Source organism: Agrobacterium leguminum (assembly GCF_005144435.2).
Classification (GTDB): domain Bacteria; phylum Pseudomonadota; class Alphaproteobacteria; order Rhizobiales; family Rhizobiaceae; genus Agrobacterium; species Agrobacterium leguminum.
Genome location: NZ_CP120212.1, coordinates 1,174,463 through 1,187,098, shown reverse-complemented (window position 1 = coordinate 1,187,098; position 12,636 = coordinate 1,174,463). Strand labels below are relative to the sequence as shown.

At 61.1% G+C, this 12,636-nt stretch carries 9 protein-coding genes; all 9 read left to right on the top strand.

The annotated features are described in order from the left end of the window. The first annotated feature begins 68 nt into the window (after positions 1–68). The 9 genes from CFBP4996_RS20090 (at position 69) to cysG (ending at position 12,556) form a co-directional block, all read left to right on the top strand. Positions 69–656 (top strand): ANTAR domain-containing response regulator, encoded by a 588-nt coding sequence (locus tag CFBP4996_RS20090; RefSeq protein ID WP_035260459.1) that lies wholly within the window; start codon positions 69–71, stop codon positions 654–656. 34 nt (positions 657–690) lie between these two features. Continuing rightward, positions 691–1,977: a CmpA/NrtA family ABC transporter substrate-binding protein gene (locus CFBP4996_RS20085; RefSeq protein WP_080854062.1), complete on the top strand. Its 1,287-nt coding sequence runs from the start codon at positions 691–693 to the stop codon at positions 1,975–1,977. Between the two features lie 380 nt (positions 1,978–2,357). After that, positions 2,358–3,650 carry a CmpA/NrtA family ABC transporter substrate-binding protein gene (locus CFBP4996_RS20080; RefSeq protein WP_035263483.1) on the top strand — a complete coding sequence of 431 codons (1,293 nt, stop codon included), beginning with the start codon at positions 2,358–2,360 and terminating at the stop codon, positions 3,648–3,650. Between the two features lie 115 nt (positions 3,651–3,765). After that, positions 3,766–4,659: a nitrate ABC transporter permease gene (ntrB, locus tag CFBP4996_RS20075; protein WP_080854063.1), complete on the top strand. Its 894-nt coding sequence runs from the start codon at positions 3,766–3,768 to the stop codon at positions 4,657–4,659. 13 nt (positions 4,660–4,672) lie between these two features. Then, positions 4,673–5,470: an ABC transporter ATP-binding protein gene (locus CFBP4996_RS20070; RefSeq protein ID WP_080854064.1), complete on the top strand. Its 798-nt coding sequence runs from the start codon at positions 4,673–4,675 to the stop codon at positions 5,468–5,470. 5 nt (positions 5,471–5,475) lie between these two features. Beyond that, positions 5,476–7,923 (top strand): nitrite reductase large subunit NirB, encoded by a 2,448-nt coding sequence (gene nirB / locus CFBP4996_RS20065; protein ID WP_080854065.1) that lies wholly within the window; start codon positions 5,476–5,478, stop codon positions 7,921–7,923. Between the two features lie 5 nt (positions 7,924–7,928). Further along, positions 7,929–8,264, top strand: coding sequence for a nitrite reductase small subunit NirD (gene nirD / locus CFBP4996_RS20060; protein ID WP_003519747.1), 336 nt, complete (start codon positions 7,929–7,931; stop codon positions 8,262–8,264). 214 nt (positions 8,265–8,478) lie between these two features. After that, a complete protein-coding gene (locus CFBP4996_RS20055; RefSeq protein ID WP_080854066.1) occupies positions 8,479–11,127 on the top strand; it encodes a nitrate reductase in 2,649 nt (882 codons plus the stop codon). Then, positions 11,099–12,556: a siroheme synthase CysG gene (gene cysG / locus CFBP4996_RS20050; RefSeq protein WP_162936056.1), complete on the top strand. Its 1,458-nt coding sequence runs from the start codon at positions 11,099–11,101 to the stop codon at positions 12,554–12,556. Before CFBP4996_RS20055 ends, cysG begins: the two co-directional genes overlap by 29 nt. Positions 12,557–12,636 lie beyond the last annotated feature (80 nt).

Here is a 12,636-nt window from a genome sequence, read left to right as displayed (position 1 = left end):
CCGCTCCCGCCATTTTTTGCAGCCGCAGCCGATTGCCAAGTTTGCTGCGCTGCGTCATCAATGCTGACATGACGCTTCGCGACCTGACCATTCTCGTTATCGACGAAAACGCGATCCGCGCCTCCATCATCGAGGAGGGGCTGCGCGAGGCCGGCTATCATCGCGTCACCGTCATCCACGAGGTGAACGGGGTGGCGCGCACTATCGAGACGCTGCAGCCCGATGTCATCTTCATCGATCTCGAAAACCCCAACCGTGACATGATGGAGCATCTGTTCCAGCTTACCCGCACGGTCGGGCGGCCGATCGCCATGTTTGTCGATCGTTCCGATACCGCGTCCATCGAGGCGGCCGTCGAGGCGGGCGTTTCCGCCTATGTGGTGGACGGGCTGAAGAAGGAGCGGGTCAAGCCCATTCTCGATATGGCGGTCAGCCGCTTCAATGCCTTCAGCCGTCTGCAGCAGGAACTTGCCGAAGCGAAATCGGCGCTTGAGGAACGCAAGGTCATCGAGCGCGCCAAGGGCATTCTGATGAAGATGCGCGGCCTTTCCGAAGAGGAGGCCTTTGCGCTTTTGCGGCAAACGGCGATGAACGAGAAGAAGAAGATTTCCGAGATCGCGCAAAGCGTGGTCACCGCGGCCGGTCTGTTGATGTGACTAACCGCCGGTCGGACAGTGTGGAGTGAATGATATGGCGGCACCGGAAAAAACGGCCGGATCAGACAGCGGCGTAACGCAAGCACCGGCAATCGTCGGCAGCGACCGGCAGAAAATCCTGCGCGCCGGCTTTATTCCCCTTGTCGACGCATCCGTCCTGATTGCTGCGGCCGAATTCGGTTTCGCAGAACGCGAGGGCCTTTCGCTCGATCTCGTCAAGGATGTTTCCTGGGCGAATGTGCGCGACCGGCTGGCGTTTCGGCAATTCGATATCGCCCACATGCTGTCGCCGATGCCCGTCGCCTCCATGCTCGGGCTCGGCTCCAACCCGTCGCCGACCGTCACGCCTTTTTCACTCGGACGCGGCGGCAATGCGATCACGCTTTCGACCCGGCTTTTTGCGCGGATGAAGGCTTTGACCGGGCTTTCCGAAACGGCGGGAGCGCTCGAAAATGCCGAGGCGTTGAAGCGGGTGCTCGATGATATGCGCGCGCGCGGCGAACCGACGCCGACGCTCGGCATGACCTATCCGTTTTCATCGCATAATTACGAGTTTCGCTACTGGCTTGCCGCCGGCGGCATTCACCCCGATCACGATGTCAAGCTTGTGGTGGTGCCGCCGCCATTGACCTCGGATGCGCTTGCCGCAGGGGCCATTGACGGTTTCTGCGTCGGAGCGCCATGGAACATCGTCGCTGCCGAGCGCGGTGTCGGTCGCATCGTTGCGGCCAAGCAGGATTTGTGGCCTTCCGCACCGGAAAAGGTCATCGGCATGCGACCCGAATGGGCGGAAAATCAGCAGGAAACGGTTGGACGGCTGCTGACAGCGCTGGATGCCGCCGCGCGCTGGTGCGACCTTGCAGAAAATCACGATGATCTCAGCGCAGCCCTTGCCGATCCCCGCTATATCGGCGCACCGGAAGGCATCATCCGCCGTGTGCTTGCCGGTGAATTCAGTATCGACAGCCAGGGCAACCGCCGGGTGATCGACAATTATTTCATCTTCCACGGCGGTCACGCCAATTATCCGCGCCAGAGCCAGGCATTGTGGATCTACAGCCAGATGATCCGCTGGGGGCAAGCGGAATTTTCACAGGCCGGTGTGGAGGCCGCCCTGTCTGCCTACCGGCCGGATATTTATCGGGCGGCGCTGGGTGACGCCAATGCACCTGACGATGCCGATATCCGCATCGAAGGGCAGGAAGAGCAGGACCGTTTCGTGGATGGCCTCGTATTCGATCCCGCCGACATTACAGGCTACGTAAACGGCTTTTCCGTGCGCACCGCCGAGCCGTTTTCTCCCACTTCAGGCGAGACGTAAGCGGCGTCATGCCTTTCGGGCTGCGCAAATTTCAAGCGCTGGATTCTTCTCTTTGCACAAATGGGAGACAGAAAACGCGCTGATTAAAATTTAATCAGTAGATCGATTTGCAAAAATACTCCTTTATTTTCAATAATATAATCTGTTTTTTATAAACTGGCACGCCTCTTGCTTCTTGTTTTTTGCACCGGTCAACGGCGATCGGGGCAAGCAAGGCGCGGCATAGGCGCTTTCACAAGACACAGACGTCGCAAGGTTTTGCTGCCCGGAACACCTCCCGTTCCGCAGGCGCAAACACCGAGCGGCGTTTTTTTATTTTCAGGTTTTTTCGCAAGCGAAAACGTCACCCGCCGAGGTGGCCCAATAAGGGGAACATGCGAATGAAAAAGATATTCTCCGGCGATGTCAGCCGCCGCACGATACTGAAGACGACAGCCACCGCCGCCCTTGTCAGCGCCGTGCGCGTGGCCTTTCCGTCCGGTGCTTTCGCAGCCACCGCTGAGCCAGAAGTGAAAGGCGCGAAAATCGGTTTCATCGCGCTCACCGATGCCGCCCCGCTCATCATTGCGGCGGAAAAGGGCCTGTTCGCCAAACACGGCATGCCGGATGTCGAGGTTCTGAAACAGGCCTCCTGGGGCGCGACGCGCGACAATCTCGTGCTCGGCGGCGCATCGAACGGCATCGACGGCGCACACATCCTGACGCCGATGCCCTATCTCATGCATACCGGCAAGGTGACCCAGAACAATGTGCCGGTGCCGATGACCATCCTCGCCCGCCTCAACCTCGACAGCCAGGGCATTTCCGTCGCCAAGGAATATGCCGAAACCGGCGTTCAGCTCGATGCCTCCAAATTGAAGGCGGCTTTCGAGAAGAAGAAGGCCGAAGGCAAGGAAATCAAGGCCGCCATGACCTTCCCCGGCGGCACGCATGATCTCTGGATCCGCTACTGGCTTGCCGCCGGCGGCATCGATCCGGACAAGGACGTCTCGACCATCGTCGTTCCGCCGCCGCAGATGGTCGCCAATATGAAGGTCGGCAATATGGACGTCTTCTGTGTGGGCGAACCCTGGAACGAGCAGCTCGTCAATCAGGGCATCGGTTTCACCGCCTGTACCACCGGCGAACTCTGGAAGGGCCATCCGGAAAAGGCGCTCGGCATGCGTGCGGACTGGGTGGAAAAGAACCCCAACGCCACCAAGGCGCTGCTGATGGCCGTGATGGAAGCGCAGCAGTGGTGCGATGAAATGGCGAACAAGGAGGAAATGTCCACCATCCTCGGCAAACGCCAATGGTTCAACGTGCCGCCGAAGGATGTTCTCGGCCGCCTCAAGGGCAATATCAATTACGGCAACGGCCGCGTGCTCGAAAATACCGGCCTGCAGATGAAGTTCTGGCAGGATCATGCCTCCTATCCCTTCCGCAGCCACGACAGCTGGTTCATCGCGGAAAACATCCGCTGGGGCAAATTCGCGCCCGATACGGATGTGAAGGCGTTGGTGGAGAAGGTGAACCGCGAGGATATCTGGCGCGCGGCGGCCAAGGATCTCGGCGTCGCCGATCTTCCCGCCTCCACCTCGCGCGGCAAGGAAACCTTCTTCGACGGCAAGGTCTTCGACCCGGAAAATCCGTCGGCCTATCTCGAAAGCCTGTCCATCAAGGCGGCCTCCTGAGGAGGAGACCCGGGGTGTCGCCCCTCATCTGCCAGATGCGCTGCCCAACCGGCGCGACTGAAGACCGGATGAGGGGCGAACCCCAGACCGCAACCGAAATCAAGAGGAAACGCCCATGTCCGCATTGGCCCGAAAATTCAACGAAGAGCCGCAGCAGCCGGTAGCGCAGAAGGCAAACGTCGTGGCACTTGCGCCGAAACAGTCGCCGCGGATCGATCTGCGCAAATGGGGTGCGGAGGCGGCTCGCAACATCGTACCGCCGTTCATCGTCCTCGCCATTCTGCTGGGCGTCTGGCAATTGCTCTGTTCCGCCCCCGGCTCATCGCTGCCGCCGCCGAGCCAGGTTTTCGAGGAGAGCTACGATCTCATCGTATCGCCCTTCTTCCACAACGGTTCACAGGATATCGGCCTTGGCTGGCGCGTGCTGGTCTCGCTGGAGCGTGTGGCTTACGGTTTCGGCCTTGCGGCAATCGCCGGTATCATTCTCGGCGCGGTGATAGGCCAGTCGGTCTGGGCCATGCGTGGTCTCGATCCGATCTTCCAGGTGCTGCGCACCGTACCGCCGCTTGCCTGGCTGCCGCTTTCGCTGGCCGCCTTTCAGGACAGCAATCCTTCGGCCATTTTCGTGATTTTCATCACCTCCATCTGGCCGGTCATCATCAATACCGCAGTCGGCGTGCGCAATATTCCGCAGGACTACCGCAACGTGGCGCAGGTGCTGCGGCTCAATCAGCTGGAATTCTTCTTCAAGATCATGCTGCCTTCGGCGGCACCCTACATCTTCACCGGCCTGCGTATCGGTGTCGGCCTTTCTTGGCTCGCAATCGTCGCGGCGGAAATGCTGACCGGCGGCGTCGGCATCGGCTTCTTCATCTGGGATGCGTGGAACTCCTCGCGCCTGCCCGACATCATCGTGGCGCTCGTCTACATCGGCGTCGTCGGCTTCGTGCTCGACAAGCTGGTGGCGGCGCTCGGCAAGGTCATCACCCGCGGCGCTGCGGCAAATTAAGAGGGCGACGATCATGAACGCTTATCTGAAGCTCGATCACATCGACAAATATTTCGACAAGGGCGGTTCGCGTACAGAGGTGCTGAAAGGCATCAACCTCACCATCGAAAAAGGCGAATTCGTCTCCGTCATCGGCCATTCCGGCTGCGGCAAGTCCACCATGCTCAATCTCATCGCCGGACTGACGAAAGTGTCTGCCGGCGCGGTGCTTCTCGAAAACCGCGAGGTCAACGAGCCGGGTCCGGAGCGCGCCGTCGTGTTCCAGAACCACAGCCTGCTGCCCTGGCTTTCGGTCTATGAAAACGTCAATCTCGCCGTCGAGAAGGTCTTCCGCAACACCAAGACCCGGGCCGAGCGGCATGACTGGGTCATGCGCAACCTCGATCTTGTGCAGATGGCCCACGCCAAGGACAAAAAGCCTTCGGAAATTTCCGGCGGCATGAAACAGCGTGTCGGCATCGCCCGCGCACTTGCCATGGAGCCGAAGATCCTGCTGCTGGACGAGCCCTTCGGCGCGCTGGACGCGCTGACCCGCGCCCATCTCCAGGATGCGGTGATGGAAATCCACGCCCGGCTCGGCAACACCATGGTCATGATCACCCATGATGTCGACGAGGCGGTGCTGCTCTCCGACCGTATCGTGATGATGACCAACGGTCCGGCCGCCCATATCGGCGAAGTGCTCGACGTGCCGCTGGCACGTCCGCGCAACCGCATCGAGCTCGCATCCGACAAGACCTACCTCAAATGCCGCGAGGCCGTGCTGAAGTTCCTCTACGAACGTCACCGCTTCGTCGAAGCTGCGGAGTAACGCCCATGACGCAAAAACTCGTCATCATCGGCAATGGCATGGCGCCGGGGCGCATGCTGGAAAACCTGTTCGAAACCGCTCCCGGCCTTTACGACGTCACCATTTTCAACGCCGAGCCGCGCGTCAATTACGACCGCATCATGCTCTCGCCGGTGCTCTCGGGCGAAAAGAGCTATGAAGACATCGTCATCCACAATGACGAATGGTATGCGGCTAACAATGTCACGCTGCACAAGGGCGCGAAGGTCATCGGTATCGACCGCGACAGAAAGACCGTGACCAGCGAAAACGGCATCACGGTTTCCTACGACAAGCTGGTGATTGCCACCGGTTCGTTGCCCTTCATCATTCCCGTCCCCGGCCATCAATTGCCGGGCGTGCTCGCCTACCGCGATCTCGACGATGTGACCAAGATGCTGGCGATCGCCGAGGGCAAGGGCCGCGCCATCGTCATCGGCGCCGGTCTTCTCGGGCTGGAAGCCGCTTATGGCCTCAAGCGCCAGGGCATGGATGTCACCGTCATCCACCTGATGCCGACGATCATGGAGCGCCAGCTCGATCCGGCAGCGGCCTATCTTCTCGAAAAGGCGCTCAATGAGCGCGGCATCGACATCATCACCAAGGCCAATACCAAATGCATTCTCGGTGAGGAGAAGGTCGAGGGCATCGAGCTGGAAGACGGCCGCGTCATCAAGGGCGATATGGTGGTGATGGCGGTCGGCATCCGTCCTGCCTCGGGTCTCGCCAAGGAGGCTGGTATCGCCGTCAATCGCGGCATCGTGGTGGATGACGGCATGATGACGTCCGACGCCTCGATCTACGCGCTCGGCGAATGCGCCGAGCATCGCGGCATGTGCTATGGCCTCGTCGCGCCACTTTATGAATCGGCGCGGGTGCTGGCGGACCGGCTGTGTGGCGGTTCGGCCGAATATCACGGCTCTGTCACCAATACCAAGCTGAAGGTCACCGGCATCAACCTGTTTTCCGCCGGCGATTTCGCCGAAGGCGACGACCGCGAGGAAATCGTGCTGCGCGATGCCACGGCCGGTGTCTATAAGCGCCTGATCCTCAAGGAAAACCGCATCATCGGCGCGGTTCTCTACGGCGAAACGGCGGATGGGTCGTGGTTCTTCGATCTGATGAAGAAATCGACCGATATTTCCGCCATGCGCGAAACTCTGATCTTCGGCCAGGCCTATCAGGGAGGGTCGCCGCTGGACCCTATGGCGGCCGTTGCAGCCTTGCCGGATGATGCGGAAATCTGCGGCTGCAACGGCGTCTGCAAGGGCAAGATCACATCGGCCATCACCTCCAAGGGGCTGACCTCGCTGGACGATGTGCGCGCCCACACGAAGGCATCCGCCTCCTGCGGCAATTGCACCGGTCTCGTCGAGCAGCTGATGACGATAACGCTCGGCGACAGCTATAACCCCGCTGCCGTGCAGCCCATGTGCAAATGCACCGATCTTGGCCACGACGATGTGCGCCGTCTCATCAAGGCCAAGGGGCTGAAGACCATCCCAGCCGTGATGCAGGAGCTGGAATGGAAGACCTCCTGCGGCTGCGCCAAATGCCGGCCGGCGCTCAATTATTACCTCGTCTGCGACTGGCCGGATGAATATGCCGACGATTACCAGTCGCGTTTCATCAATGAGCGCGTCCACGCCAATATCCAGAAGGACGGCACCTATTCCGTCGTGCCACGCATGTGGGGCGGCGTTACCTCTTCCTCTGAACTCCGGGCGATTGCGGATGTGGTCGACAAGTTCGAAATCCCGATGGTGAAGGTGACGGGCGGCCAGCGCATCGATCTTCTCGGCATCGAGAAGGAGGATTTGCCGGCGGTCTGGGCCGATCTCGGCAAGGCCGGCTTCATTTCCGGCCAGGCCTACGCCAAAGGTTTGCGCACGGTCAAAACCTGCGTCGGCCAGCAATGGTGCCGCTTCGGCACGCAGGATTCCACCGGACTTGGCATCCGCATCGAAAAATTCATGTGGGGCTCGTGGACACCGGCCAAGCTCAAGCTCGCCGTCTCGGGCTGTCCGCGCAATTGCGCGGAGGCCACCTGCAAGGATATCGGCGTCATCTGCGTCGATTCCGGTTTCGAGATCCATTTTGCCGGTGCCGCCGGTCTCGATATCAAGGGCACGGAAGTTCTGGGTCTTGTCAAAACCGAGGATGAGGCGCTGGAACATATCGTGGCGCTGACACAGATGTATCGCGAACAGGCGCGGTATCTGGAGCGTATCTACAAATGGGCCAAGCGCATTGGTTACGACGAAATCCGCCGCCAGATCATGGACGATGCGGAAAAGCGCAAGGCCTATTTCGACCGCTTCGTCTTCAGCCAGAAATTCGCGCAGGTCGACCCCTGGTCGGAACGCGTATCCGGCCATGACAAGCACGAATTCAGGCCCATGGCGGCAATCGGTTTCAGTGAAGCGGCGGAGTGAGAACGATGGACAGCAACTGGATCGATATTGGCGATATCTCCGACATTCCCCTGCGCGGCGCGCGTTGCGTAAAAACGCCAATGGGCAAGATCGCCGTGTTCCGCACGGCGGAAAATCAGGTCTTCGCCATCGAGGACCATTGCCCGCACAAGGGCGGGCCGCTGAGCCAGGGCATCGTGCATGGGGCTTCGGTGACGTGTCCCTTGCATAATTGGGTGATTTCGCTGGAAACCGGTAAGGCGTTGGGGGCGGATGAGGGCGAGGTGCGGACCATACCCGTCCGCAATCTGGATGGACGGCTCTCAATTGCGCTTGAAACCCTGATGATCGCGGCGGAGTGATTTTCAATGGCGGTGGCGTTACCCCCCTCTGTCCTGCCGGACATCTCCCCCTCAAGGGGGGAGATCAATCGCGGCGCGAATTTCCATTCACGGCTTGCGTCGCCGGTCGCAGAGATGAAGCGGCAAGCCTTCCGCTTGTCGATCTCCCCCCTTGAGGGGGAGATGTCCGGCAGGACAGAGGGGGGTAACCGCCGCACCCTACGAGGGCAAACCCATGCCCGTTGAAACCAAAACCACCTGTCCCTATTGCGGCGTCGGCTGCGGCGTCATCGCCACTGTCAACGACGATGGCGCGGTGTCCGTCCGGGGTGATCAAGACCACCCCGCCAATTTCGGAAGACTGTGCTCCAAAGGTTCGGCTCTGGCCGAAACCATCGATCTCGACGGTCGCCTGCTCCACCCCGAAATCGCCGGCAGGCGGGCGGCATGGGACGAAGCGCTTGACCTCGTCGCCTCCCGGTTTTCTCAAGCCATTGCCGAACACGGCCCGGATTCGGTCGCCTTTTACGTCTCCGGCCAATTGCTGACGGAGGATTATTATCTCGCCAACAAGCTGATGAAGGGTTTCATCGGCTCGGCCAATATCGATACCAATTCAAGGCTCTGCATGTCGTCCTCGGTTGCCGGCCATCGCCGCGCCTTCGGGGCCGATACGGTGCCGGGCACCTATGAGGATATGGAGCTTGCCGATCTGGTGATCCTCACCGGTTCCAATCTCGCCTGGTGCCATCCGGTGCTTTACCAAAGGCTTGCGGCGGCAAAGGCCGCGCGGCCGGAAATGAAAGTCGTTGTCATCGATCCGCGCCGGACGATGAGCGCAGATATTGCCGACATGCACCTCGCCATCCGCCCGGATGGAGATGTGGCGCTGTTTACCGGCTTGCTGGCGCATCTTTCCGATAGTCCTGCAATCGATCGCGGTTATGTGGACAATCACACGGTCGGTTTTGATGCTGCGATGCAGGCAGCAACCGCACATAGCCTGCCGGAGATCGCCGAGGCCACCGGCCTGACAGTCGCCGAACTGATTTCCTTTTACGAATTGTTCGAACGCACCGAAAAAACCGTCACCTGTTACAGTCAGGGCGTCAACCAGTCACAAAGCGGCACGGACAAGGTCAACGCGATCATCAATTGCCACCTCGCCACCGGCCGCATCGGCAAACCGGGCATGGGGCCGTTTTCGCTGACCGGCCAACCGAACGCCATGGGCGGGCGCGAGGTCGGCGGGCTGGCCAATATGCTGGCCGCCCATATGGCTATCGAAAATGCCGAGGATCGCGACCGCGTGCGGCGTTTCTGGGCCTCGCCCGCTATTGCGGAAAAACCCGGCCTGAAGGCGGTGGACATGTTCAGGGCCGTGGCTGACGGCCGCATCAAGGCGCTGTGGATCATGGCGACCAATCCGGTGGTTTCCATGCCGGATGCCGGCGCCGTCGAGGCGGCCATCAAGGCCTGTCCTTTCGTCGTGGTGTCCGATGTCATAGCCAATACCGATACGGCCCGCTATGCCCATGTGCTTCTGCCATCGCTCGGCTGGGGTGAAAAGGACGGCACCGTCACCAATTCCGAGCGGCGCATTTCCCGTCAGCGCGGTTTTCTCGATGCGCCGGGCGAAGCGAAAGCGGACTGGTGGCAAATGGCGGAAGTGGGCCGGCGCATGGGCTTCGGCACGGCCTTCGCCTATGGCCAGCCATCGGAGATTTTTGCCGAACATGCCGCTCTTTCCGGTTTCGAGAATGCGGGCAGTCGCGATTTCGACATCAGCGGTGTCGAACGGAATTCCTATTGTGCGATGACGCCCTTTCAATGGCCGAAGGCCGGACCGGGCGATGCCGTCGTTACCCGCTTTTTCGCGGATGGGCGGTTTTACCATGCCGATGGCAAGGCGCGGTTCATCGCCACCGCCCTGCCGGAAACCGGCAGGACATTGGCGGATTATCCGCTGACACTGAATACCGGCCGCATCCGCGATCAATGGCACACCATGACCCGCACGGGCAAAAGTGCACGCCTTACTGCCCATATCGCCGAACCCTTCGCCGAGCTTCACCCGCGCGATGCGCAGGCGCTGGGAATAGAAAGCGCCGATCTGGTGGAGCTGGAAAGTCCCCATGGCAAGGTTCTGCTGCGGGCGCTGGTGAGCGAAAGGCAGGCGCGCGGATCGGTGTTTGCGCCGATGCACTGGAACGACCAGTTTGCCTCGCAGGCGCGCATCGATGTCGTGGTTGCCCCGGTGACGGATCCGCATTCGGGCCAGCCCGCCTCGAAAAACGTGGCGGTAAGGGCACGGCGCTTCGAAGCGAAGGCCTATGGTTTCGCCATCTCCCGCATCCGGCCGGATGCGCCGGATTGTGCCTATTGGGCCACGGCCAAAGCGGATGGCGGCTATCGTATGGAGCTTGCCTTTGCCGAGGAGCCGCAGGACTGGACACTCTGGGCGCGACAGGTCTTCGGCATCGAGGCCAGGATCGAGCCGCTGGGTTATAGCGACCGGCAGACGGGCGACCTGCGCCTTGCCTTCTTCGACGGCGATATCCTGCTGGCGGCGCTGTTCATCGCCAGGCAGCCGGTGGCCGTTGCCCGCAACTGGGCGATCTCGCAATTGACTGAGCGCCATCAGGACCTGCGCATGCGTTTTGCGCTGGTTGCCGGTCGCCCCGGTGCCGGCCGCGCCGATCCGGGCGCCACCGTCTGCTCCTGCTTCAACGTCGGAGTGAACCAGATTACCGCCGCCATCCGCGAAGGCTGCCACAGCGTCGAAGCCATCGGCAAGGCGTTGAATGCCGGAACCAATTGCGGCTCCTGCCGCGCCGAAATCAGGGGGATCATCGATGGATGCCTTAAAACCGCAGCGGAATGAACCGGCCCGCATGGAAAGATTAGCCAAGTTGCCGGTCTTCTGGGGGCTTGAGGGCAAGCGCGTGGTGCTGGCGGGCGGATCGGATGGAGCCGCCTGGAAAGCGGAACTGCTGCTGGCCTGCGGGGCGGAATTGCATCTTTATTGCGAGGAAAGCGAGCTTTCGGAAAGCTTTGCGGCGCTTGTCGCAAAAAGCCAGATGCTGACATGGCATGACCGTCCGTGGTGTCCGGATATCTTCGACGGCGCGGAATTGGCGCTGGCGGATTGCGAGACCGATGCGGAAGCCGCGAGCTTCTACGATGCCGCGCGGGTGGCCGGCGTTCCCGTCAATGTCATCGACAAGCCGGAATTCTGCCAGTTCCAGTTCGGCTCCATCGTCAATCGCTCGCCGGTCGTGGTGTCGATCTCTACCGATGGCGCAGCACCCATTCTGGCGCAGGCCATCCGCCGGCGCATCGAGACATTGCTGCCGCTGTCGCTGAAGGACTGGGGCGTGCTTGCCCAGACAATCCGCGAGCGCGTCAATCTGCGGCTCGCTCCCGGTGCGTCGCGGCGTTCTTTCTGGGAAAAATTCGTCGATCGGGCCTTTACCGAAAGGCTGGGTGAGGGCAGCGAGGAACGGCTGCTTGCGGATATCGGAATGCAGGCTGCGCGGGCAGGATCGGGGCGCGGCCTCGTAACGCTTGTGGGCGCCGGACCGGGCGATGCCGAACTGTTGACGCTGAAAGCGGTGCGCGCTTTGCAGGCGGCCGATGTCATCCTGTTCGACGATCTCGTTTCGGCCGAGGTGCTGGAACTGGCGCGGCGGGAGGCGAAGCGCATGCTGGTCGGCAAGCGCGGCGGCCGGGAAAGCTGCAGGCAGGAAGACATCAATGACATGATGATCCGTCTCGCCAAGGCCGGCAAACGGGTGGTGCGGTTGAAATCCGGCGATCCGATGATTTTCGGGCGCGCCGGCGAGGAGATCGCCGCGCTGGAGGCTGAAAATATCCCGGTCGAGATCGTGCCCGGCATTACCGCCGCAAGCGCCATGGCCTCGCGCCTGGGTGTTTCCCTGACCCATCGCGACCATGCCCAGTCGGTACGCTTCATCACCGGCCATTCCAGGCAGGGAAAGCTGCCGGAGAATATCGACTGGCAATCCCTGTCGAACCCCTCCGTGACCACCGTTTTTTATATGGGCGGGCGAACCGCAGCCAGCATAGAGGCTTGCCTGCTCGCTCACGGCATGCCCGCTTCAACACCCGTTGCGGTCATGATTTCCGTCAGCCGTGCGAATGAGCAGCGCTGGTGCGGGCCCCTGATGGAACTCGGTGCTGCCGTCGAGAGACTGGGCGTGAACGAACCTGTGCTGATCGGTATCGGCGATGTGTTCAGCGCCGCATCCTCGAAAGCTCTTGAATGGCAGCCTGCACGAACCGCAATCTGAGACAGGCAGGGCGCAAAACCCCGTTCTAGCCTCCGGGCATCGTGGCACGATGCCGTAAAGCTCGTCTGCCTCTTCGCGCG